This window comes from Rhizobium sp. PL01 (genome assembly GCF_033447125.1).
Classification (GTDB): Bacteria; Pseudomonadota; Alphaproteobacteria; order Rhizobiales; family Rhizobiaceae; genus Pararhizobium.
Genome location: NZ_JAWQUM010000018.1, coordinates 21,017 through 45,523, shown reverse-complemented (window position 1 = coordinate 45,523; position 24,507 = coordinate 21,017). Strand labels below are relative to the sequence as shown.

Here is a 24,507-nt window from a genome sequence, read left to right as displayed (position 1 = left end):
GGAGGAGTGTCATGATCAAGCGTCTATTGGCAGCGACCAGCATCGCTACCCTTTGCCTGGTATCCGGCGCGTCGGCCGCCGAAAAGGTCGAAATGTGGGTGAGGTCGGGAATCGGCGAAGCCTTCAAGAAGACCGTCGAAGCCTACAATTCCAGCCACGAAAACCAGGTTGCTATGACCGAGGTGCCATTCTCGGAACTCGTGCAGAAATACGCGACGGCGATCGCCGGCGGACAAGCACCCGACGCGCTTTCGATGGACCTGATCTACAACCCCGCCTTTGCCGCCGCCAGCCAGCTCGAGGACTTGACGGACTGGGCGAAGTCCCTGCCCTATTTCAACGCGCTGTCGCCGTCCCATGTCAAACTCGGCACCTATCAGGACCGTATCTACGGCCTGCCGCTGTCGGTCGAGACATCCGTTTTCGCCTGGAACAAGGACCTTTACAAGAAGGCCGGTCTTGATCCGGAAAAAGCGCCGGCGAGCTGGGACGAAATCACCGCCAACGCGGAGAAAATCCGGGCACTGGGCGATGATACCTACGGCTTCTATTTCTCTGGTGGCGGCTGTGGCGGCTGCATGATCTTCACGTTCACGCCGCTCGTCTGGGGTTCCGGTACCGATATCCTCTCCGCCGACAGCAAGACCGCGACACTCGATACGCCGGAAATGCGCAAGGCCGTCGATATCTACCGCAACATGGTCAAGAAGGACCTCGTGCCGGCAGGTGCCGCCAGCGACAATGGCGCAAACTTTCTCAGCTTCACCAACGGCAAGATCGGCCAGCAGAGCCTGGGGGCATTTGCCATAGGATCTCTGGTGACGGAACATCCGGACATCAATTTCGGAGTAACACTGATACCCGGTGCCACTGGCGGGACGTCATCGTTTGCCGGTGGTGACAATTTCGTCATCACCAAAGGCACGCCGAAGATGGATGCCGTCAAGGAATTTCTCGAATATATCTATTTCGAAGATGGCCAGAAGATCATGGCGAAGTACGGCAGCCTGCCAACCCGAGGCGATATCGCCGACAAGGTACTGGAAGGTCTCGACCCCCGGCTGCAGGTCGGCATCCAGGCCATTTCCGTCGCCAAGACGCCATACACGCTGCAGTTCAATGACCTGATCAACAGCGCCAATGGCCCATGGGCAACCTTCACCAGCGCTGCCATTTTCGGGGATGACGTCGACGGCGCGTTCTCGAATGCCCAAAGTGAGATGCAATCGATCATCGACAGCGGCCAGTAATCTCCCCCGGCCGCTGTGGCCGGGAGGCAAAGCCGCCTCCCGGCCAATTTCCCTAAAATCATGCGGAGCATTTTCGATGACCGGTTCCGGTTCGAAGACCCTGTCGCCTCAACGCAAGAGACGTCGCAGATCGGGTTGGCGCGGCCTTATGTACATCGCACCGGCGATGGCGCTCGTGATCCTGTTCTTCGTCATGCCGGTGATCTTTACCGGCTGGATGAGCTTGCACAACTGGCCGCTGATGGGCGGGACGCGCTGGATCGGCCTCAAGAACTACGTCCGCATGATCCATGACGCGCGCTTCATGTCGGCGCTGCAATTCACCGCCTACTATACAGTGATCGTGACCATCGCGATCTTTTCTGTCGCCTTTCCACTGGCGATCTTCGTCGAAAAGCAGCGGCGCTTCGTCAGCACCTACCGCACCATCATCTTCCTGCCGGTTGTCGTCGGGTTGGCGACCGCCTCGTTGCTCTGGGTTTGGCTGGCCAATGTCGATAGTGGCTTCATCGGCCCGGCGCTCAAAGCACTTGGGCTGGTTGACAAGAGCCCGAACCTGCTCGCCACCTTCGACAGCGCCTTTCTCACCATCATCGTCATGGTCGTCTGGAAGATCGCCGGTTTCACCATGATCATTCTCCTCACTGGCCTGCAGGCCATTCCCGCCGAATTGACGGAGGCAGCCCGCATTGATGGCGCAGGCCGCTGGCAGCGTTTCCGGCACCTGACGCTCCCCTTGATGCGCAAGACGATCGCGCTGGCGCTGATCATCTCCGTCACCGGCTCGATCCTCGCCTTCGATCAATTCTACATCATGACATCGGGTGGACCGCAGAACCGGATGATCTCGGTGGTCTACTATATTTTCAACCAGTCCTTCGTGTCCTTCAATCTGGGCTATGGCGCAGCGCTTTCGATCGTCCTTCTCGCGATACTGGTCGCAATCAGCATCGTGCAGCTCTGGCTGCTGCGCGTCGGGGAGAACCGGCTATGACACCGTCCCAAAAGAGCCTTTCGAAGCAGCGCCGCGCCCGCAAAACCTTCCAGGCTAACAGCGCCTATCATGCGACCGGTATTGCCATCTGCCTGTTCTTCCTGGCTCCCTTCATCATTACGTTCCTGGCATCGTTCCGTCACGGGACAGAGGCTCGCCTGCCACCGCTTCCACCATGGCCAACAAACGGCATCAGCATGGATTCCTACCTGTCGCTCGACACGTTCGGCGCAGGCATCTGGCAACACACAATCAATTCGCTGCTCGTCTCGATCGCAACCGTTGTGCTGACAGTCGTCGTCAGCCTTTTGGCCGGCTATGGCTTCTCGCGTTACCGGTTTCCACTGAAGAACGTGCTGTTCGTGCTGATCATTGCCACACTGATGATCCCGTTTCAGTCGATCCTGACGCCACTGTTCATCATCCTCGCCAAGCTTGGGCTGAACAATTCGCTGTTCGGACTGACGCTCGTTTACGTCACACTGCAGCTCCCCTTCTCGGTGTTCATGATGCGCAATGCTTTCGATGCCGTGCCGAAGGAGATCGAGGAAGCTGCGCGCATTGACGGCGCACGCGATCTCAAGCTGCTCGTTCGTGTGCTCCTGCCGCTGGTCCTGCCCGGGGTGGCGACCGTCGCCATCTTCGCCTTCCTCAATGCCTGGAACGAGTTTCTGGCGGCCCTGATCCTCTTGTCCAGCAACGACAAATACACGCTGCCGGTGCTGATGATGGCGGTACGCGCCGGGCGCCTTGGTGCGGTCAACTGGGGTGCAGTACAAGCCGGCGTCGCCGTCATGACGATCCCCTGTCTGATCGTCTTCCTGCTGTTGCAACGCTATTACATGCGCGGGCTGATGGCCGGCGCTGTGAAATAATTTCGAGAAACGGATCAAGCCATGAACACGATGAAAAGAGACCGCCAGTTTCGCCCCCTGCCCGTGCCCTGCGTCGATATTCACGGCCTTTTCGGCGACCGGCAGGAGGCGATTTGCGACACCACGGCCGAAACGCTGCTCGATCGCTGCGTCGCGGCAGGTATGATCAGCGCCATCGACACCCGCCAGCCAAGCCCCGGCATTGTCATTCCTATCCAGCCATGGGGCGGCACGACGCAGATGTTCTGGGATTCGGATCTGGGCAAGTCGATCGAGACGGTGGCCTACTCGCTCTATCGCCGGAAAAACCCGAAACTCGAAGCCCGTGTCGACGCGATCATCGACATGTACGAGAAGATGCAGGATGAGGACGGTTACCTGAACGCCTGGTTCCAGCGCGTCCAGCCGGATCGGCGCTGGACCAATCTGCGCGATCATCACGAGCTCTACTGCGCCGGCCATCTGATCGAAGGTGCCGTCGCCTATTTCCAGGCAACAGGAAAGCGCAAGCTGCTCGACATCATGTGCCGCTATTCCGATTACCTCATCCAGACATTCGGACGTGGCGAAGGCCAGCTGCGCGGTTACTGCGGTCATGAGGAAATCGAACTGGCACTGGTGAAGCTGGCGCGGGTGACAGGCCAGAAAAAGTATCTCGATCTTTCCAAATTCTTCGTCGATGAGCGCGGACGAGAGCCCCATTATTTCACCGAGGAAACGATCCGCGATGGGCGCGACCCCGCCAATTTCATCCAAAAGACGTATGAATACAGCCAGTCGCATCTGCCGGTCCGCGATCAGAAGAAGGTCGTCGGCCACGCGGTGCGCGCCATGTATCTCTACGCGGGCATGGCCGACATCGCCACGGAATACAGCGACGACACCCTAACAGCGGCGCTCGAAACACTCTGGGACGATCTGACCACCAAGCAGATGTATGTGACCGGCGGCATCGGCCCGGCGGCCTCCAATGAGGGCTTTACCGACTACTATGACCTGCCCAACGAAAGCGCATATGCCGAGACCTGTGCGTCTGTCGGCCTGGTATTCTGGGCCAACCGCATGCTAGGCCGTGGCCCGAACCGCCGCTACGCCGACATCATGGAGCAGGCGCTCTATAATGGCGCGATGTCGGGCCTATCACTCGACGGCAAGACCTTCTTCTACGAAAATCCACTGGAGAGCGCCGGCAAACATCACCGTTGGGTCTGGCACCATTGCCCTTGCTGCCCGCCGAACATCGCCCGCCTTCTCGCGTCCATCGGCTCCTATATGTATGCGGTATCGGAAGACGAGATCGCCGTGCATCTCTACGGCGAAAGCAACGCGCGTTTCAACATCGGTGGGGCCGAGATCGAGCTGGGGCAGAAGACCCGTTATCCCTGGAATGGTGCGATCCGCTTCGACGTGACGACGGACAAGACGGCGCGGTTTGCCATCTCGCTGCGCATTCCGGAATGGGCCGATGGCGCGACGCTGAGGGTTAACGGCGAGACACTGGATCTCACCGCAACGATGATCGACGGCTATGCCCGTATCGAGCGGGACTGGAAGAGCAGCGATCATATCGATCTCGATATCCCGTTGGTACCGCGCGCGCTGTTTGCCAATCCGTTGGTGCGGCAGGACGCCGGACGCATCGCTTTGATGCGCGGCCCGATGGTCTATTGCGTTGAGGCCACCGACAATGGCGAAGGCCTCAACGGCATCCAGCTGGTGGGTAATTTGTCGCATGCAACGACGACCGAACTCCCGGAGCTACGTGGGGCCGTAGCGCTTGACCTGCCGGTCACACGCGATCAGTTCGACTGGGGCGACGCTCTGTACCGGACGTCACCGCCGAAAAACGAAAAGTCGACGGCCCGCTTCGTGCCCTATCCGTTCTGGGACAACCGGGCGCCGGGTGAAATGCTGGTCTGGGTCAGAGCGGGCGAACTGAACGGTGAATAAAATGACCGACACCAGTGTAGTGCTGACTGATATTCGCAAAAGCTTCGGCAATCTCGAAGTGATCCACGGCATTGACCTGACGATTACGGAGGGTTCCTTCGTGGTCTTTGTCGGTCCGTCCGGCTGCGGAAAATCAACATTGCTGCGGATGATCGCTGGGCTGGAGGATGTCACCGACGGTGAGATCGAGATCAAGGGACGCAACGTTACGGATCTCGATCCCTCCGACCGGGGTATCGCCATGGTCTTTCAGTCCTATGCGCTCTATCCGCATATGAGCGTGCGCGATAATCTCGCTTTCGGCCTGAAGATGGTGCATACGGACACAGCGGAGATCGAGCGTCGTGTCTCCGCGGCCTCGGCCATCCTGAAGATCGACCCGCTGATGGATCGCCGTCCCGGCCAGCTTTCCGGCGGCCAGCGCCAACGCGTGGCAATCGGCCGTGCGATCGTGCGCAAGCCGGACGTCTTCCTCTTTGACGAACCGCTCTCCAATCTGGACGCGGAACTGCGTGTTTCGATGCGCATCGAGATCGCCCGGCTTCACCGTGAACTTGGCAACACGATGATCTACGTCACCCACGATCAGACTGAGGCAATGACGCTCGCCGACCTGATCGTTGTGCTTCGCGATGGGAGAGTTGAACAGACCGGCAGCCCGCGCGAAATCTACGAAAACCCGGCCAACACATTCGTCGCCGGGTTCATCGGTTCGCCGCGGATGAACCTTCTCACGACGGAATGGGCCGGCGATGGGACCGTCCGGATCGGCAAAAGCCGGATCGCGACGCGGATCAATGGCACGCTGATGACGCCGGGCGACAGACTGACGCTCGGTGTGCGCCCCGAGCATTTGACTGTTGTCGCAGACGCCGAAGGGACGCTGCGCGCCAAGGTGGATTTCTACGAATATCTGGGAGGGACGCAGTTTCTCTATTGTCAGCTTGAAGACGGCCAGGCAGTGACGGCCGAGCACCGTTCACCCATGCCCGTCCAGGCAGGTGACATCCTCCATTTCAAATGGCGGGAAGATGACCTTCGCTTCTTCGACACTGCCGGATTAAGGCTGAGGCGCCGTGATGATTGCATCGCACAGAAGATCTAAAACTCTGGCCGACCGGCACTGGAACCTTGACGCTGCAAACACATGCTTTGAACGTGCAGTTCTGGTTTAGGCAGCACGACGGCGTGCAATTTGTCTCGCGTGTCGGCACCATTGTCAGGGCACCGAGGGTCCAGGCAAGTGTACCGATGAGGGGGCCGCGTGTGGCGCTGCTATGTTTGGCGTGGAAACACCAGCGTTACGGTTGTCCCTCCACCGGGCGATTGTTGAAGATCAATGGAGCCGCCATGAATGTCCATCACCTGGCAAACTATGGATAAACCAAGCCCTACTCCATCTGGACTGCCATCCTTGCCTTTTACAAATGGCTTCATGATGTCTATCCATTCGTCAGCCTGAATGCCCGGACCTTTGTCAATGACGGAAACGTGGCCGCCGTCAGCAACGTGTATGGTCACTGTTGGCGTTCCTGAAGCGTGCCTCAGTGCGTTTGCAATGAGGTTTGTGATTGCTGTGTGGATAGCAAGTTCTGATCCGTGCACGTGAACCGGAGTGTCCGGCGCTTCCAAGCGAATATCGATATTCTTTTGGATGGCAGCCGGGACGTATTCGGATGATGCCGCGCGGGCTATGGATACCAAATCCACGGTTGTCATGGTCAAGGACTGTTTCGACAGTCTCGCGAGCTGTAAAAGCGTCGTTACGATGGAGGACAGGCGGATTGTGTCCAGAACCAGCATCTTTTTGAGCTCTTGATCTTGGACATCTTCGAGCTTGACGCGCAACTTGGTAAGAGGTGTCCGCAACTCATGCGCCGCGTTTGAGAGGAAATGGCGTTGCGAGTCAAACGCCAGATCAATTCGTTGAAGTGCCGTGTTGAACGCTGCCACCATAGGAAGCAATTCCGTCGGAGTGAAATCGGAGGGGAGCCGGCGGCCGTTTGGAAGGCCGTCGATTCGTTCCGCCGATTTGACAACGCGCCTCACCGGACCTGCGATCGTTGACCGGAGAATCAAGACCGTTGCCGTGGTCGTCGCCAACAACACCGCGCCCAGAAACGGGTAAAGTCCACCGTCCAGTGACGCCACCAAAACAAACCAGATCGCTTCTGGGAGCGACAACACGAGCCCCCCCACCTCAACCGTGGTTCCAATGTGATTATATGATGCCGTACGCACGCCGACCATCTGTTGCCCGTCCTGAGCATAGATATACTCGGCGTGGACTATGTCTTCCTGGGCCCCTCCTGCAAATAGCGGGTCAGCGTGCCGCCTTATAGGACCATAGGAAAGCTCTTGTTTTCCATTTGTCACTAGGTACCAGAATGATTGCCGTTGTTTGGCGAGGGCGAGGAGTGTCGAATTTGTGATGTCGTCGGCGATATGCATGCGGCCGGCTGCGTCATGCGTGATTGCCGCGTCCAATGCACTCGCAATGGTATGGGGGCCGATGCGGCTTTTTTCTTCCGGCATCATTGCGAGAAAAAGGCCAAGCGTGACGATGATACTGAGTGTCATCACGATGATTGAGCCCACAACAAACAGCGTGGCGACCCGGAAACTTAAAGACTTGCCATAATATTTCATTGAGGTGTCACCACGTAGCCCAAACCTCGAACGGTCTTGATCTGGACACTGCAGCCAGCCTCTCTCAGTCGCCGCCTGAGCCTTGAAACATGCGAGTCGAGCGCGTTCGACTCAATTTCGTCATCGATACAATAGACAGCGCCCTCAAGCCGGTCTCGCTGCACGACCTGGCCTGCTCTTCGGATCAAAGCTTCCAGTATCGCCAACTCACGCCGAGGGATCTCAACCGGAATGTGATTGACTTCTACCGTTCGGTGATGGGTATCGAAGCTGAGATTTCCCACGACGTTCAATCCGCTTCGGTCAGCATTATACCGGCGCAATACCGCTCGCGCCCTCGCAATAAGCTCGGGAGGCTCGAACGGTTTGCAGATATACTCGTCAGCTCCACCATCGAGGGCAGTCAGGATATCTGTCGGATCATCGTAGGCTGTCAGGAACAATGTGGCGGGTCGCGGTTTACACGCGCTGATCTTGGACAACAGCGAGAGCCCATCTCCATCCGGAAGCCCTCTGTCGATCACGATCAAATCGAAATGAAATGCATCAAGCGCGGCTTCCGCGTCTTCGATGGTCGAGAAGACATCGGTTGCGCCGATGGCCGTTGTGAATGCACTTCGTAACCACTGCGCCAGCTCTTTGTCGTCTTCCAGTATCAAAACTCGCACAAAAGTCTCCAGTGACACACGATATCGCCCTCAGTTCGCGGGCCAGGATGAACGTTCCAATTCACAGAAGCCCCTGTATGTCTTTAGCGGCGAGGGCGCGATTAGCTCAGAATCGTTGCACCAACATTACAGCATGCGTTGCCCGAACCCGGCATGTCGCAAAACATCCCCAAACATCCCCAAACATACCCCTTAGCGCCGTGCCATTGGTCTCGGCCACAGCGAGTGTACTTGACGGCTTCGGACATGCATGGGTGCATCAGACGATTTTGGATATGGCGATAAATGCTGCGACGCCGATCAGAATGGGCACGCAGTTCACGCTCCAGTTGGTCAAGATATCTCGCATAACGGGTTCCGGTTCAAACAATCATTTCACGGATGGAACAAGGCGCTTTGTGCCCTGTGATTCCCACTGATGCGTAGGTTGTGTTGCGGCAAGATTACCTGCGGTCCAAGCGGAGCGAGCTTGGACAGGCCTCATCCGCACAGGTCTTGGCTGCGGATCAGCGGTGGCTGGCAATTGGCAACTCGTGATCTTTCCAATCCCGGCGCTGCTGCCGAGACGACAGTTTTATCACGTAATATTCGGGTAATAGGCGCGCCATCCTATCAGCCTTGCAAAGGGCCCTACGGTGGGGAACCCGCAGATGCCGCAAGGTATGGACCGATATGCAGCGGATCAAGAAAGCTCTCAGCTGGAAATGAGCACAGAATAATATGAGACCCAAGAGTGCCCTACTTTTATTCAGTACAGCCGCGACCCTCTCGTTCCTGACGGCGTGCACCGCAGATTAAATCGACCGCCACGGTTATCCTGGCCGTGGATACCATGAGCGTCCCGACTTCTGCTCTTCAGACTATGCACCTGTTTGCGCAGCGCGAGGGGGCTACAGAAAGACCTTCAGCAATGCTTGCCATGCGGATTCTGAAGACCATCGCGTAGTTTTCCTTGCTCCGTGTTGAGCTGGGCTCGTAAAGCCCCCCTCCCCGGAGCTGCTGACGTCCCTAACAAGGGTATTGGCGCCATGCCGCAAGCTTGCGGCTGGCCAACGCCTGGCGCCACTACCTCCTCCCTCTCCGATACAAAGCCTACATATCCAGGAGTCAATTCGCATGCCATTCTTCAGGTTCAAACCAATGCTGCCATTTCCGGGCCGCTGGGTGGTCGCGATCTTGGCGCTTGCCATCTCCGTACCCTTTCACGTGAGCGCCGTGGGTTTTATCGAACCGGCAGCGATCGCCATTCCCCTCGCAAAAAACTTCGACACCAGCCGCTTCGGCAGTGTCAGCAAGAAACCTTCCAACCGGAAAATTATTGTCCACACCGGCGCAGTGTATGCACCTAAATTCGAAGGTTCGAACGAATTCAAAGCCAGCTCCTCCCCGATGATTTCGGGAGTGTTCGCGGACAGTGTGGGTTTCGGTGCCGATGGACTGACTTGTTTATGTTCAGAACTGGCTCGACCCTGACGAAGCTTTGCAACGCTCTCTTCTGGACTGTGTCTTTTCGCTGCAATAAATTGTCCCTTTCGGCTCATAAGCCGTCCTTAAAAAGGAACACTTTCTAAGGGCTGCCTCGCACACTTGCTCCCGAAGACCGCCAGATCGCTCTTTCGTAGAGCCTGGCCTTCAATGTATGGGGCTCTCAAAGCTGATGTCTGGTGCGGCGATCTGGACAGGATAAGATTATCCGATCCGGATAGAAATCGGCCAATCTCGCTCAGAACACGTCATGTTCAAGGCCATATGCCAAGATGGAAAAATTGCGAAGCATCAGACCATCCAGCTTGCCTCTGGCAAGAGGGCGGACGTTATTGGCGTCTATTCGAGTGGCAATGTGAGGCAATCTGCAGTGATGCCTTCCTGGTTCACGCTCGCTTCGCGGCTGCATATCCTCCCGCATTGGGACGAAGCGCCTCGCCACCCTGGACAACGTGAATGCAGCAAACAACCGACTCGTCCGCAGCCCGTATCAGCGTTTCTCGGACCACTTCTGCTGGCACAAACCCGTGAAGTGCATCTCGGCAAGCCCTGAGAGCGCCAATGTATTCTCTGCCACCATTTGCCGGCCAATGTTGCAGCAGCATCTGCGCCGCCTCATCAACGGTTTCAACGATCTTGTATTTTTCTCCGACACTGGTGAGTAGCCAAACTGCAGGAAAATGATGCGACATGTTCATATCCATAACACTTCTCCTCTTGTTTACGTTGCTATATTAGCTACTGCGCAATAATCGTTCCAGTTCCGCCAATCCAGCCATAATAATTGCTATCCGGGCCGCTATCGCCCTCCGTGCGGCGAGGATCCCTTCCCGTCCACAAACTGCATTTCAGATTTCCCGAGAGCTGACTGAAGCAACCCGATTGGCGAGAAATCACTGACCCAACGCCAAACACCGCTTGGGTTATTGGCAGCGTCCGGAAAGAAACCCGGTCATCGCAACAGGTGCTGGTGACGGTTTATGGCGGCGTATTGGACTTAATTTAAGACTATGCTAATTTACGAAAAAGAGAGGGGTGTGAAACATGCAAATCGCTTCATCAAGATTTCCGCCAGCCCACCCGGACCGCAGTCTCCAATGCCACGCACTTATTGCCGACGCGATATGCGAAATCGTGGACGTTGCGAAGACGCGAGGCTGGACCGCTGTCGAAGTCTTGAACGTCATGGATGAGGTCCTCAGCGCTCTTCGCACGTCCTCTGGCGAAACTGGATCTGTCCAAAGGGTCCGCCTGTCTGGCCACCCGACAAACGGTAAAAATCTGCGCTGAGGTGATCGGCCGAGGCTCCCGCGGTATCGTCGGCCGATGGAAGGGCCGTCAGACAATGTCACTACACTCTGATTGCTCTGCCTTGCCACAACGATTGATGATGAACGCTCCAGTCGGCAACGGACAGCGTTATTGTTGCCAGCTCCTGTTCGTCCGTAAGACCAAGGCTGAACAGTTCCATCAATTGCTGAGCGACGAACAGGGCCTCAACCCCTTCGGGGACGATACACAGGCTCTCGCATTGACGAGATAGCGCGCGTTTCAACAGTTCTATTTCCTGATCCGATGGAATGCGGTTTATCATCGTTTCCCCCATGAGGCTGGTTATCTTTGATGCTCGTAAACGTGGAATGAAGCAGAGACAAAAAGACGTTCGACGGCGAGTGTCGCTAAGCCGATTCCGGAATTACTCCTCCCTGAAAGCTCTCATCATTTGGTCGGTAAAAGGCTTTGCAAGGTATGACCACGCCGCGCGCTCATCTGTCTGGACGTAGACCTCGATGGGCATGCCCGGCATCAGTTTCTTGTTGTCCAGATTGATGTTGTCGAGGTCCATCGTGATCGTCGCGAGATAGTAGGGCTGTCCAGTTGCTGGATCCGTGACGGTTGCGCCGGCGATGATTTCGACGCTCCCCTGTACTTCCGGCGTCGTCGCCTGATTGAAGGATGTCAGGCGCATCCGGGCACTTTGGCCGGCAGCAACGCGGTCGATATCGGCCGGGGCAACGCGGATTTCAACCTTCATCTCGTCACCCCTGGGAACGATCGACATGACGGTGGCGCCGGGTGCGATGACGCCACCGACCGTGTGGATCTGCAGATCGTAGACAAAGCCATCGACCGGAGCGCGAAACTCCATGCGCGAGAGCCGGTCGCGGGCAGCGACTTCGCGTTCGCTTAACTCGGCAAGCTTGGCCTCGATGCTGACGATTTCCTTCTGAGTTTCCGACCGGGTCGTTTGGTCGATGGACAGAAGCTTGACCTTGAGCTCGCTGATCTGCCCCTCCGCCTCTGCAATGCGCGCATCGATATCCCCCCGTGTACCGTCGATGCGCGTGACCTGTTTCTGCAGGTCTCGAAACTCGGCCATCTTGATGAGGCCGCTTCCCGCCAGTTTCTCCATCACGGCGATTTCGAGCGTAACGATAGCGCCCTCGGCCTCGTTGGCCTTGCGCTGCGAACCAAGACCCTTAATCTGATCACGCAACTGCCCGGCCTGCAGCTCGAGCTGTTGTTTCTGATTGAGGATCATCAGGCGATTTTCCTCGAACAGCTTGGTTTCGCTGCGTGCCACATCGGGGGAAAGGCCGGCATTGAGAAAGTGGATCGCGGTGCTGCCGTCACGCTCGGCCTCGAGCCGCACCTTCATGGCGCGAAGCTGCGACAGCTGGCTCTGGATGATCGTCAGCTCGACCTTCGTCTGGGTCTCATCGAGACGCAACAGCACGTCCCCGGCCATCACCTTGTCGCCATTAGTCACCGGGATCGACGCCACGATGCCGCCGTCGCGATGCTGGATGGTCTTGACCTGATCCGGCACGACGAGTTGACCCTGAGCGATCACCGCCCCGGCGAGCTTGGCCTGTGCTGCCCACCCTCCGATACCGAACACCAGGCCGCCTGCGAGAAGTGCCGACACGACGACGCGGGAGGTCAGCCCGAAGGACGAGCTGTCCCTGTCCTTCGGTCTGACCACTGCTGCTTGCACACTACCGGTTTCCTGGCGTTTCTGGCTCATGGTAATTTCCCCCACACATTGGCCTTTTTGATTATCGCGGCCGGTTCTCAATTTAAAATCCAACAGCACCCGTCAGGCGCGGCCAGCCGCGCCGTAGTCATCGTCGTTGCGGGCGGCGAGGATGAAGTCCTCTTCCGTCAGGCCCTGATGGCTGTAGATGATCAGTTCCAGATCGTCGTGATCGTCCTGGAGGTCGATCACTGCGCGCACGATCCGGGTCTCGCCGTCGTCGAATTCGCCGTAGAGCCTAATGCGGGTCACATCTTCCTGGTCGTCAACACTGTCCATGATGCGCTCGAACATCAGTCCGCCGATCTGATCGGCAAGCGCAGAGAGGTCGATGCGATCTCCGACCCTGAAGTCGAGAATGCGATCACGGTTTTCATAGTTGCCTCCGAAGGGGCTTTCGCTGGAATAGTCGCCATTGTGAAGCGACGCGATCGATCGGAAAACAAAGACGTCGTTGCCCTCGCCGCCGATGAGAACGTTGATCTCCGAACTCGCGACGAGAACATCATCGCCGAAACCACCGATCGCAGCCTCGAAACCATCCAGATCGTCGCATCCGATCTCGACGCCATGAGCCTCGCCGGTATCGAGATCGATGACGACACCCGAGAGCGTCGCTCCTGCATCGTATGTATCGACGCCGGCACCACCTTTGTAACTGTCGTCTCCGTCCCCGTTGGCGACAAGCGCCACGACGACACGGTCATCGCCGTCGCCACCATCGACCACATCATCACCGGCACCACCCTTCAACACATCGTCGCCATCGCCGCCGGACAGGCGGTTATCGTGCGCGTCTCCGGTGATTTCGTCGTTGCCCGCGCCAGCGATGACCACCTCAAAGTTCTGAATGGTGTCGAGACCGATCTCGCGGCCGCTCGCTCGCATTTCCGCAAGGTCGATCACCACGTCGTCCCTCAGGGGTGCGGCGTCGAGGGTGTCGTAGCCGTCGCCCCCCTGATAATTGTCATTTCCGTCCGGGGTTTCTGGCGCAGCAACAGGCCTGCCCTCGGCATTGCGAATCTCCTCCGCCGAAAGGCCGACGATCACCCGGTCGTTACCCGCGCCGGCAATCACGACGTCATCGCCCGTGCCGCCGGTCAGCATGTCGTCACCATCGCCGCCATCCAGAAGGTCTTTGCCCGCATCGCCAGTCAGCTCATCGTTGCCGTTCTCGCCGAACAGCTTGTCATCACCGCTGCCACCGCTTGCCACGTCGTCGCCGGCGCCGGCAATCAACACGTCGTCCCCCGTTTCACCGTAGAGCTGGTCGTCGCCATAGCCCCCGAACAGGATATCGTTGCCGTTGCCCCCAAACAGACGATCATCGCCCGCTCCGCCATAGAGGATATCATCGCCGTCACCACCCAAAAGCGTGTCGTCGCCCTCACCGCCGGCGATGATGTCGTCGCTCTCACGGCCATAAACGATGTCGTCGCCGCCGAGTGCATCGATGATATCGTCTTCGGGCGTGCCGAGCAGCAAATCGTCGTTCTCCGTCCCGCGGATTTCGCGTGGCGGCGCTTTCAGCAGGTCGAGATCCGCCTGCGCCGAGACGGTGCCCGTGCCGTCGCCAATGCCGTAGTTGAAGGTGACATCGCCGAGATAGCCGCGATCTGGCGTGTAGATCCACATGCCCGGTCCATAGGCACGCACCGTGCCCGACGATACCGTCAGATTGGAGACCGACAGCGGATCCCCGTCCGGATCGCTAGCGAAAGCGACAAGCGTATCGAGCAAGATCAACGCTGACAGGTTCATCAGCCCGCTGCCCAAAGACACCCGACCAGTCACGACCGGCAAGCTGTTGCCGCGCGGCGGCGTGACGCCGCCATTTCCGCCGTCCCCGGGACCTGAGCCCGAACCTTGACCCGGGCCAGAGCCACCAGGACCCTCTGTGCCCAACGTACCACCAGGGCCAGGGATGGCCAAATCGTCATCATCGCTTCCGGCGCCGCCCGATGCGGGATTGCCGGCCCTGCGGCCACTCCCGAGAGGCAGCAAGGCGGCAAATTCGAAGATTTCCGGGACGGGATTGTCATTGGCTGGCCGGCGGAGGGCATCGTCGCCCGCATCACTCGCACCACCGGTATTATCCGCATCAATAACAGGAAAATTTGACAGCACCTTGCGCAGGCGGCCCGGCTCCGCATCGTTCTCTTCGGTGATATTGCGCAGATAGGCTGCCACTTGTTGGACGATATCGAGGCCTTGCGGATACGCTGTGTCACGCTCCGCATCCGCCAGAGACAGATTGGAAACAGCCGAGGACGACGACGGTTCAACGGTCTTGGCTTCGAGTTCCGCGCGCAGTTTGGCAAGAAATACCCCAACCGCGGCCGAAACGAAGGCCGGCAGCAGCACGCGCCGCGTTTTCGCCGTGGGCTTTTCCCGTTCGGCGAACCGGTTCATCGGCGCGATGGGGGCTGCCGTATCGGGCAGTCCAAGGATAAGTTTATCTTCCATGCCGCTCCCCTTTTCTTCTCGCCGGGATCGCCTTGATCACCAGCGCCCCCTTCAGCCGCACTACTCCGCAGCGGCGGCGCGCTCAGGAATCTGCCGCACCAGTTGCGGCGCCGGCGGCTTGATCACGTCCTCCTTCGGACCGAAAGCCACGAGTTTGCCGTTTTGCATCACGCCGACCATATCGACCGGCTGCAATGCGCTTGGCCGATGGGCAACAATCACCACGATGCCGCCGCGGGCCCGCACCTTGGTGATCGCCAGCATCAGCGCTTCTTCGCCTTCCGAATCCAAGTTGGAATTCGGCTCATCCAGCACGATCAGGAAGGGATCGCCATAGAGCGCCCGGGCGAGAGCGATCCGCTGGCGCTGGCCGGCCGAAAGCGACATGCCGTTCGGTCCGAGTTCCGTCTGGTAGCCATTTGGCAGCCGCACGATCAGTTCATGAATGCCGGCCTGCCGTGCAGCGCGGATGATACTGCGTGGCTCCGGAGTATCGGCGAACCGACAGATGTTGTCCGAGATCGTCCCATCCATCAACGCCACATCCTGTGGCAGGTAGCCGACATGTTCGCTAAAGAAGCTTGCTGGCCATTGTTTGAGGTCGGCGCCATCAACGCGAACCGCCCCACGCAGCGTCGGCCAGATTCCCAGAAGCGACCGTACCAGCGTGGTCTTTCCGCCGCCCGACGGGCCGATCAGGGCCAGTGCCTGCCCCGCCTTCAATTCGAAACTGACGTCGCTGAGCAGCACGGCGCCGGTATGCGGCGCCACCGTCGTGATTGCCTCCACCGTCAGGCTCTCCTGCGGTGCTGGCAATGACAGCAGACCATCATCGTCGGTAATCACCGCCAGCGTTTCCTTCAGCCGCGCATGGCTACGCCGTGCCGCCACCATGCCTTTCCATTGCGCGATCGCCTGGTCCACAGGCGCCAGGGCCCGGGCTGTGACGATCGAAGAGGCAATGATCGAACCGGCCGACAATTCACCCTTGATGGTCAGATAGGCGCCAAGACCGAGGATCGCCGATTGCAGCATCATCCTCAGCACCTTCGACAATCCCGAGAATGTTCCCGAAATGTCCGATGTTTTCGTTTGTGTCTCCAGATGACGCCGGTTGGCTCGCTCGAACCGGTCGATCGCACGGCCGGTGATCCCCATCGAATGCATGATGTCGCTGTTACGTGCATTGGAATCGACCACCGCGTTGCGCAGAACGGCAGACCGCAGCATCTCTTTGGCGTGCCGCCGGGTCAGGAGTTCGGTAGCGAGTGTCAAAAGTCCGAGCACCACCGCTCCGCCGATCGTCAACAGCCCAAGCATCGGATGTAGCAGCCAGACGAAAACCAGATAAATCGGCATCCAGGGAAGGTCGAAGAGTGCAATCAGGCCAGGGCTGGCGAGAAAACCTCGCAGCGTATCCACGTCCCGGCCTCGCTCCGTCGCCTCCGCCGTCGAGTAACCGTAGCGCGGCATGTCGATGACAACTTTATGGGCGAGCGGCGCAAGCCTCTCATCCAGCCGGGCGCCTAACCGCACCAGAATCTGCGAGCGGAGAATGTCGAATACGCCCTGAAACAGATAGAGCCCGATCGCTAGCGCCGATAGCGCCACCAGCGTCGAGATGCTGCCGGAAGCCAGCGCCCGGTCGTAGATCTGCAGCATGTAGAAGGCACCGGTCAGCGCCAATATGTTGATGATCCCAGACAGACCAAACACATAGGTCATCAATCCGCCCATACCATTGACCTGATGGTCTGGTTTGTTCCTGCTCATAACATTACCCCCAATGAAGCTGGCCTGACTTTATCTCACGTCCGATTGGCAATACCGCTGCCGCGAGAAGCGGCCTCGGTCAGCCCGGCCATTTGACCGGGCTGACCAGTAAGCGAAGCCTCTCAGGCAACACCTTGGAAATCGCCGCTGGTCAACGTATGCCTACCGGCGATGGCAAGCTCGAAGTCGGCGGCGTTATCAACGTCCGTGTGGCCGCGGATGATCGTGAACTCTTCGCCGTCGCGGACCTCATGGCTGATTGCGACGCCACCGACGGCCGTGAGCGCTGTTCCAGCGTTAAGGACGAAGTTCTGCTTCCCAGCAACGGTGCTGTTGGCATCAATCGCCGAGAAATCGATCGTGTCGCCAGGCCGGAACCCATAGATCGTATCGCCATCGGCGGCGGCCGCCGAGGTGAAGCTGAACCTGTCGTCCCCCAGCCCCCCGTCGATGGTATTGGCAGCGTTCGACGCCGTGATGACGTCATGGCCGGAACCGCCGATGAAGTTTTCGAAGCCAAAGAATGTGTCGTTACCGGTCGTGCCGCCGGACACCGACCCGCGCCCCATGAACCCGTTGCCGAGGTCGACGGTCAGATTGCCCGCAGCGACCGAATAATCGAGCGTGTCGATGCCGGCATCGCCCCAGTAGCGGTCGTTACCGTCATTGGCTGTTGCCAGCACAGTGTCGTTGCCGCCACCACCCCAAGCCTGGTCATCGCCGGCGCCGCCTTCGATGACGTCGTCGCCGTCGTCACCGAACAGGAGATCCGAACCGGCATTGCCGAAGACAAGATCGTTGCCCGCACCGCCATGCACTTCGTCATCGCCTGAGCCGCCAGAGGCAACATCATTGCCCGCACCTGCCGTGATCACGTCGTCCCCGTCTTCGGCCCTCAGGATGTCGTTCCCGGCATTGCCCGCCAAGATGTCTGAGCCGCCACCGGCCAGAACGGTATCGTCACCCGAGCCACCGGCGAGAACCTCGCCAGCCATCGTCCCGAGTAGTGCCAATGCTGCGATTGGTACCGGAACCGCGACGCCACCGTTGCCGGTATCAGTGCCGGAGCCGCACTCTCCACCATTGTCATCATCATCATCGTCGTCTTCCCCCTCTGATCCGGCCACCAGCACGTTCGGTGCGCCTTCGGCAAAGAAGCTGACCGAGTGGCCACTGACTGGATCGGTCAGCGTCATCATGCCGCTTGCCGCATTCGTCCCTGCCACATAGTTCGCCAGAACAGATCCTGCCGGAAGCTCGATGACATCCTGTGCCCGCAGTGTTCCGACGATCACGTCCTTGCCGCCATTGGTGCGCAGAACGATGCGATGGGCCGATTGCAACGCGCTGATGTCGATCGTGTCATCACCGGTGCTGCCATCGATGGTGATTGTATTCAGTGCCAGGCTCGTTTCGGAGAAATTGCCGAACACCTGGATGGTGTCGCCACCCAGCACGGTACCGATTGGACCGCCCGGAGGCGAAGCCGTGTTCGAGTTGATGACGATCTCCTCAATATTGTCGAGTTCAGCAATTACCGAGGCATTGTTGGTCCCGTTGCGAGTGATGACGATCTCCGTCTCCACGGCAAGTCCGGTGATCCCGGCTGCCGTTGCAGCCGCCCGCGTATAAATCAGGAACGTCTCCGCACCCGTGGCTCCCGTCAGGGCGTAGGTATCAACGTCCGCTCCACCGTCGATGATATCGCGGCCGCCGGTGTTCGATGTCTGCGAAATCGTATCGTTGCCGACACCGCCATTGATGTAGTCATCGCCTGCACCGCCGTTGATCGTATCCGCGCCGCCGAGGCCGAACACTGCTTGGGAACCATTGGCACCGTTGTTGCCATTGAGACCAGTGTTGTTGCCGGCGGTGCCCGTGACGATACCGTAGGTGGCGCCGTTGAAGCTCAGGCTCTCGACAGCAGTGAGCGCGTCTGTTCCCTCTCCACCGGCAAGATCGGTGACAGTCAGAACCGCGCCGTTATGCGTAAGGCCGAAGTTGCCGATGCCACCGGCAAACACTGCGGTGTCCGTTCCCGCACCGCCGTTCAGAGTGTCATTGCCGGCACCGCCATTGAGGATGTCATTACCACCCGCACCGTTGAGGATATCGTTGCCGCCATTGCCGTTCAACGTATCGTTGCCGCTGAGAAGCAGTGGATCGACGCCGTCGGCGATGTCGTCTCCTGCGGTGCCGTTGAAAGTATTGTTGACGAAGATCAGCCGGATGCCATCCCAGTTGACGCCGACCGGCGCCGTTGGGACCGACGTAACGGTTTCGGCATAACCACCGAGATCCGTGAAATTGACGACGGCGCGCAGCATAAGGGCCGCTTGGGCGCCGAACGCGGTCAACGGAAGGTCCTGCGGCGTGAAGGTGGCGCCGGTCGCTCCGATGATGTTGGTCCAGGTCGTGCCGTTAGCCGACGTTTGCCATTGATAGGCAAAGCTGTTTGGGGCGATGCCGTTGCCGTCCTGGATTCCACTGACGTTGATCGACAATTGCTGGCCTTCGGTCGGGGTTGTGTCGCTGATCAGCGGAACACCGGTCGCCGGTGCATTGATCAGTTGTCCGGCCAGAAATTCGCCGTCGGCAAACCGCAGTTTCTCGATGTTGTAGAGACGGTCGATGCCATCCGATGCGCGCACCCGGCCGCTGGTCGGATCGATGACCGGATCTCCCTGGTTGACGTGTTCAACGGTTATGCTGCCATCAGCGTTTGCCGTGAAGCTATAGTTGTCCTTGACGTCCCAGTAGACGGCAATATCGACGTCGCCGGCCTTGCCGCCATTGACAATCTCGCGGACCATATCGAGTTGACCGGCTGAAATAGTGCGGCTGAACAACAACTTGTCGAGCGTCTGCCCGGCAAACTGCGCCACGGCACCAACCGCCGGCACGCCGTTGATATAGTCGGCCTCGCGATAGATCAGACCGCTAAGGCTATCGGTCGTATAGCCTACGCCGCCCTGATCGAACCGGATGCGGGCGTTGAGCCAGCGGTCTCCGTCGATGATGTCGTTGCCGGCCATCCCTTCGAGGAGGTCACTGCCGCCGCCGCCCAGAAGGATATCGGATGCATCGGCAGTATCCATGATAATCGTGTTCGGATCGATGGAACCGCCCGCTGGCATCAGGTGCCCGACGAGACCATTAAGACCGTCGATGAGGCTGACATTCTTGTAGAGCAGCGCATTCGAATAAGAATCGAGCGGCGCACCGGGGGCACCCTGCGCGGCGTTGCCGTTGGCATCATAGGCGCCGACAACGACCTCCCGCCCCCTTAGCTTGTCGTCGAGCTTCCAGCCCGACAAGCCTTCGACGAGATCGAAGCGGTCGCGCAGGATGTTGTTTTGTTGATTGGTGAACAGAGATACATTCATATCGCTGTCGGCGGCGATATTGCTCCCCTTGTGAATGGCCCAGTCGAAGCCGGCCATGCCGTTGTTGCGCTCGATACCAGCGCCCTGGAACATGATGTCGTCGCCGGACTCAGCGTCATAGTCGTTATCGTTGCCGCGACCATTGAGGATGTCGTGACCGATGATGGTGGAATTGAAGAAAAGCTCCGAGTTTTCGCCCGCCAGCGTGTCGAAACTGTCGCCGCCTTCCAGCCAGTCGTCTCCCTCGTTGCCCGCGATCATGTTGACACCGGTGCCGCCGCGGATAAAGTCGTTGCCCTCGCCGCCTGCGATCGTCTTGGCCTCGCTGCCGCCAAAGATGAAATCCTGGCCGTCGCCACCGAAGACCAGATCGAGACCACTCCCCGGGTTGATCACATCGTTGCCAGCATCGCCATGAATAACGTCTGCTGCGCCGATGTCCGTTCCGCTGTCGGTAATGATGTCGTCACCATCGCCGCCATGGAGATGATCGACGCCATAGCCGCCTTCCAGACGGTCGTTACCCGCTCCACCCCAAAGCGTGTCGTCCCCCTCGCCGCTAATCAGGATGTCATTTTGTGCGGTGCCACCAAGCACGACGTGATCGACGCCGGCGTAGCGCAAGGCGTTGCTATAGCCGCTGACCGCCGCCGGTGCCGTGCGATCGACCATTGGGTTGATCGCCTGCAGAATGGGATTGGTGTGCAGCGGATCGGCCTTGCCGTCGATGCCCAGACCCGTCAACTGTTTGGACTGGTCAACCTCAAGGATATAGGACGCGGTCTGGAAAGCTGAGCCGTTGATATGGCCGCCATCCTCGCCAACGGTGGTGTTGCGCTCGATCAACTGAGCAAAGGAGTCGGCCTCGAGCTCATTGAGCAGATTCAGGCCCTGGGTCCGGCTGAGATAGTAGAACCGGTCTCCAGCCTGCAGTGTTTCCATCTGGTATTCGAAGACATAGGTGAAGCTGGATCCAAGCATCGAGCCAAAGGCCATCTTCTTTTCAGCGAGGCCGCCGATCCAGAAATCGACGGTGTTGAGCCCGCCGAGCGTGCCGCCGGCATAGGCGCCGCGCCCGTTGAGGAAGTCGAGGCGGTCATTGTAGACCATGCCATTGATTGTGACGCCGTCGCCGTCGTTCCCGTCGCCGAGCACGAGGCTCGCCGCAGCGTCCCGCTTTTGTTCGAGGGTCAAAGTACCGGCGAGCGCCGCATGGCTGCCATAGGCCGCGATGAAATTGATCAGCGAGGCGGGGTTCTTCATCGACAGGGCAAAATCGTACCAGCTCTCATAGGGCTTGACCCGTGTGTCCTGCGTATTCGCATAGAACTGGCTGCGGGCTTCGTTGAGCGATGGCACGCCGGTTTCGCGGGCACGGGCAATGTTGAGGGCACCAAGATCGAGGGGCAGGCCGACGAGATTGTTGCGCAGAGCATCCGTCAGATGTTCGTCGATCTCGTTGCCGGCCTGGCGGGTCATCCCGCGCAGGATAGCGCCCGCGGCATGCTCGGCATCGCTGCCCGCTGCCTCGAAAGCGACAGGGTTGAGGAACGCCTCGATCAAGCCGATCGACTGCTCCTGCGGCCCCCGCGGCGTCATGCCGACGATATCAATCGTATCGGTCAACATCGAATGGCCGAACCGATAGACGACATGGGCAAATTCGGCAACGATGGCGCCGTCCAAATCCACGGTGTTGGAGAAGATGAACGGATCGACGTCCGGTGCGGCAGCGCGGGCAAACTCCTCGAAAACCAGATGCTGGTAGACCATCTCGGTGGCAAACCGGCCGGCCTGGAACAGGCGTTCGCCGTCCCAGACGAGGGCGGAAAGGTCAGCGGGCAACGCTGCCACATCGACGGAAAGCCACTCATTGATGAAGGCGAGGTCGCCGCTTGCGAGGATGGTTGCCTTCGTCTCCTCGACCTGACGATTGTGTTCGCTGTGGAAGAGATGGTGAACGGAGGTCAGGCCGATGTTCTCATTGCCGCGCCCATCGCCGACGATGACGTGCTTGTCGAGCAGTTCGTTGTCGTAGGTGGTGGCGATGCCGAACATGTTGGGAACAATGGCATTTCCAGCGATATTGTCGGCGTCGGGAAGAACGGCGATCGGCGCCGTGGCCGGATTGCGGTCATGATCAACGAAGCCGGTCGGTACCGCGCTGTGGGCGATATCGTTGAGAAACGCCCGGCCGGCCGACATCGCCTGCGCTGCCGGAACCGGGGTGACAAGACTGCCCTCGCTCGGCCCCCCTGCGCCTGATGCGACCAACTGCGGCAGTCCATTGGCGCCGCGCACGAATTCGCCGTACTGGTCGGTAAGCAAGCCCGGCACCCGCAGCACGTCTGCGTCCGTTAAGAGAATGCCCAGTTTCTCGGCGGCTTGCAGCTTGACATCTGCCCAGGTTGCGGGTCCGCCTGCGGCACTTTCCAGCATGCGGCCGGTGGACACTGGCTTGCCATCGACCATCACATATTCACGCAGGAAAACCTGATGCGACGCATTTGAAGTATAGACCTGATTAAGATCGATCCAGGGCGTCGTTTCGTTGTTGTGATCCACCGTATCATCGGCGGTTCCGAGTTGGCCATCGGCACCAGCCCCAATGACCGGCGTTGCGCGCGTCAGCACCATGAAGTTGGTGCGGCTGCCTTCGACATACAGCGGGTCGTCAGGCTGCAGCGGAATGTAGACCGTGCCCGCGCCTCCCTTGCTGACAAGATCCAGACCATGATCGAAGAACTGGCCGAACAATGTGAAGAACCCATTGAACGGCGCGGTATCGCCAAGGTCCGGCGCAACGTTTTCAACGAAAACGGTATCGCCTTCCATCGTGATGCCAAGGGTATCTTGCAGCACGTCGTAAGCGCTCAGCTTGTCGGCGAGTTTGCCGTCGAAGTCTGTCTGGGCTGTTGCGACCCGGGCCGCCGCAGCTGCTGCGACCGCCGGTGCAGGCGGAGGACCAAACGCGAGCGCCTGGAGCGCCGCTTTGGCATTGGCCAGTTCCCGTTCTGCCCCATCGGCCGCCTGGAAAGCCAGAACGGCAGCAACATAGACGCTGTTATTAGCGGGCATGGCAAGGATGGCATAGGGGTCTGCATGACCCAAGCTGGATAGGGCACCGATGATGACGGCGGGATTGCCGAGGGTTTGGTCCGAGATCAGGTTGGAAATGATGCGCGGATCGGCATCGGCAACGTTCTGACCGATGTTTCCATAATTCGTGTTGGTGACCGCTGTCGGCCCGGAGCCGTAGGTGTCACCGTCCTGATCGTTGAGGAAGACGGGGTCAAGCAGGCGCGGCATGATCTGGTCTGCGGAACCGTTATATTCGCTACCCGGAACGATATTGTTATAGCTTCCGTTGACCGTTCTGAGGCCATAAGGAACGAGCGGATTGTTGATTACGAGCGGGAAGCTCTCATCGGTCGTCGGGTTGCCGTTGGCGTCGAGACGCACCTGTGTGATGGCAACCGGATTGAGCGAGGCCGCGCCTGATGTCGCTTCCGCAATCTTGATCTGCTTCAGAATGAATTCAAGATCGTGTCTGTTGAGGTCTGCCATTTTATTCTCCCCTCGACGCGTGGCGTCTCCTGATTGCTTGCGCTGTCAACAAAGCTGCGCCTGCCGCTCGAAAGGTCCGAGCGGGCGAAACGCCTAAGTTCTGGATCGAAGTTCCCCTGTGACGGCTCTCGTCCAGTCTGAATTTGAACAGGTCGACCGAGGATTTTGAACTTCGGAAAGTCCTACGAATATTCGGATGTTTGTCGGCATCGAGACGCAGCGTTTCGTCTGAAAAAGGCTGGTCTGTGGATGCGGTGCAGTTGCCGCCGAAAGTCCAAGCGATGCTGGCCTTAGGTCGTAAGTCTGCGGAGGCCTTTCAAACGGCGGAAAACTCATCCATTCATAGGCGATAGCGCGCCGCAGGAAACAAGGAGACTGCTATCCAAGTGATTTTGTGCAAAAATTGA

At 58.9% G+C, this 24,507-nt stretch carries 14 protein-coding genes; 6 read left to right on the top strand and 8 right to left on the bottom strand.

The window, feature by feature from the left end:
* Positions 1–11: 11 nt before the first annotated feature.
* The 5 genes from R6X40_RS29835 to R6X40_RS29815 all read left to right on the top strand — a co-directional run bounded on the left by R6X40_RS29835 (position 12) and on the right by R6X40_RS29815 (position 6,174).
* Entirely contained in the window at positions 12–1,250 is a 1,239-nt protein-coding gene (locus R6X40_RS29835) for a sugar ABC transporter substrate-binding protein (protein WP_318418647.1), read from the top strand.
* A gap of 76 nt (positions 1,251–1,326) precedes the next feature.
* Positions 1,327–2,244 (top strand): sugar ABC transporter permease, encoded by a 918-nt coding sequence (locus R6X40_RS29830; RefSeq protein ID WP_318418646.1) that lies wholly within the window; start codon positions 1,327–1,329, stop codon positions 2,242–2,244.
* Positions 2,241–3,119 carry a carbohydrate ABC transporter permease gene (locus R6X40_RS29825; RefSeq protein ID WP_318418644.1) on the top strand — a complete coding sequence of 293 codons (879 nt, stop codon included), beginning with the start codon at positions 2,241–2,243 and terminating at the stop codon, positions 3,117–3,119. The genes R6X40_RS29830 and R6X40_RS29825 overlap by 4 nt, the downstream gene beginning before the upstream one ends.
* 21 nt (positions 3,120–3,140) lie before the next feature.
* Complete coding sequence (locus tag R6X40_RS29820; RefSeq protein WP_318418642.1) at positions 3,141–5,069, top strand: glycoside hydrolase family 127 protein; 1,929 nt, start codon at positions 3,141–3,143, stop codon at positions 5,067–5,069.
* A gap of 1 nt (position 5,070) precedes the next feature.
* A complete protein-coding gene (locus R6X40_RS29815; protein WP_318418641.1) occupies positions 5,071–6,174 on the top strand; it encodes a sn-glycerol-3-phosphate ABC transporter ATP-binding protein UgpC in 1,104 nt (367 codons plus the stop codon).
* Between the two features lie 170 nt (positions 6,175–6,344).
* Here the strand turns inward: R6X40_RS29815 and R6X40_RS29810 are convergent, their stop codons facing one another.
* A complete protein-coding gene (locus R6X40_RS29810) occupies positions 6,345–7,718 on the bottom strand; it encodes a HAMP domain-containing sensor histidine kinase (RefSeq protein WP_318418640.1) in 1,374 nt (457 codons plus the stop codon).
* Positions 7,715–8,404 carry a response regulator transcription factor gene (locus R6X40_RS29805; RefSeq protein WP_318418638.1) on the bottom strand — a complete coding sequence of 230 codons (690 nt, stop codon included), beginning with the start codon at positions 8,402–8,404 and terminating at the stop codon, positions 7,715–7,717. Before R6X40_RS29805 ends, R6X40_RS29810 begins: the two co-directional genes overlap by 4 nt.
* Positions 8,405–9,502: 1,098 nt before the next feature.
* Here R6X40_RS29805 and R6X40_RS29800 point away from each other — a divergent pair.
* Positions 9,503–9,859 carry a hypothetical protein gene (locus R6X40_RS29800; RefSeq protein WP_318418636.1) on the top strand — a complete coding sequence of 119 codons (357 nt, stop codon included), beginning with the start codon at positions 9,503–9,505 and terminating at the stop codon, positions 9,857–9,859.
* Positions 9,860–10,257: 398 nt separating this feature from the next.
* On the opposite strand, the gene R6X40_RS29795 is transcribed toward R6X40_RS29800, so the two are convergent.
* The 6 genes from R6X40_RS29795 to R6X40_RS29770 all read right to left on the bottom strand — a co-directional run bounded on the left by R6X40_RS29795 (position 10,258) and on the right by R6X40_RS29770 (position 24,100).
* Positions 10,258–10,575, bottom strand: a complete 318-nt coding sequence (locus R6X40_RS29795; RefSeq protein WP_318418633.1) for a DUF982 domain-containing protein — start codon at positions 10,573–10,575, stop codon at positions 10,258–10,260.
* Positions 10,576–11,222: 647 nt separating this feature from the next.
* Entirely contained in the window at positions 11,223–11,465 is a 243-nt protein-coding gene (locus R6X40_RS29790; RefSeq protein ID WP_318418632.1) for a hypothetical protein, read from the bottom strand.
* 102 nt (positions 11,466–11,567) lie between these two features.
* Positions 11,568–12,899 carry an HlyD family type I secretion periplasmic adaptor subunit gene (locus R6X40_RS29785; RefSeq protein WP_318418631.1) on the bottom strand — a complete coding sequence of 444 codons (1,332 nt, stop codon included), beginning with the start codon at positions 12,897–12,899 and terminating at the stop codon, positions 11,568–11,570.
* Positions 12,900–12,971: 72 nt separating this feature from the next.
* Positions 12,972–15,374 (bottom strand): calcium-binding protein, encoded by a 2,403-nt coding sequence (locus R6X40_RS29780; RefSeq protein WP_318418629.1) that lies wholly within the window; start codon positions 15,372–15,374, stop codon positions 12,972–12,974.
* 60 nt (positions 15,375–15,434) lie between these two features.
* Complete coding sequence (locus R6X40_RS29775; RefSeq protein ID WP_318418628.1) at positions 15,435–17,147, bottom strand: type I secretion system permease/ATPase; 1,713 nt, start codon at positions 17,145–17,147, stop codon at positions 15,435–15,437.
* A 122-nt stretch (positions 17,148–17,269) separates the two neighbouring features.
* A complete protein-coding gene (locus tag R6X40_RS29770; protein ID WP_318418627.1) occupies positions 17,270–24,100 on the bottom strand; it encodes a peroxidase family protein in 6,831 nt (2,276 codons plus the stop codon).
* Between the last annotated feature and the right edge of the window lie 407 nt (positions 24,101–24,507).

Bases quoted from the DNA above. Each gene is read 5' to 3' on its own strand.
- R6X40_RS29780 (WP_318418629.1), bottom strand. From the start codon at position 15,374: ATGGAAGATAAACTTATCCTTGGACTGCCCGATACGGCAGCCCCCATC.
- R6X40_RS29820 (WP_318418642.1), top strand. From the start codon at position 3,141: ATGAACACGATGAAAAGAGACCGCCAGTTTCGCCCCCTGCCCGTGCCC.
- R6X40_RS29800 (WP_318418636.1), top strand. From the start codon at position 9,503: ATGCCATTCTTCAGGTTCAAACCAATGCTGCCATTTCCGGGCCGCTGG.
- R6X40_RS29835 (WP_318418647.1), top strand. From the start codon at position 12: ATGATCAAGCGTCTATTGGCAGCGACCAGCATCGCTACCCTTTGCCTG.
- R6X40_RS29830 (WP_318418646.1), top strand. From the start codon at position 1,327: ATGACCGGTTCCGGTTCGAAGACCCTGTCGCCTCAACGCAAGAGACGT.
- R6X40_RS29775 (WP_318418628.1), bottom strand. From the start codon at position 17,147: ATGAGCAGGAACAAACCAGACCATCAGGTCAATGGTATGGGCGGATTG.
- R6X40_RS29785 (WP_318418631.1), bottom strand. From the start codon at position 12,899: ATGAGCCAGAAACGCCAGGAAACCGGTAGTGTGCAAGCAGCAGTGGTC.
- R6X40_RS29770 (WP_318418627.1), bottom strand. From the start codon at position 24,100: ATGGCAGACCTCAACAGACACGATCTTGAATTCATTCTGAAGCAGATC.
- R6X40_RS29825 (WP_318418644.1), top strand. From the start codon at position 2,241: ATGACACCGTCCCAAAAGAGCCTTTCGAAGCAGCGCCGCGCCCGCAAA.
- R6X40_RS29815 (WP_318418641.1), top strand. From the start codon at position 5,071: ATGACCGACACCAGTGTAGTGCTGACTGATATTCGCAAAAGCTTCGGC.
- R6X40_RS29810 (WP_318418640.1), bottom strand. From the start codon at position 7,718: ATGAAATATTATGGCAAGTCTTTAAGTTTCCGGGTCGCCACGCTGTTT.
- R6X40_RS29795 (WP_318418633.1), bottom strand. From the start codon at position 10,575: ATGGATATGAACATGTCGCATCATTTTCCTGCAGTTTGGCTACTCACC.
- R6X40_RS29790 (WP_318418632.1), bottom strand. From the start codon at position 11,465: ATGATAAACCGCATTCCATCGGATCAGGAAATAGAACTGTTGAAACGC.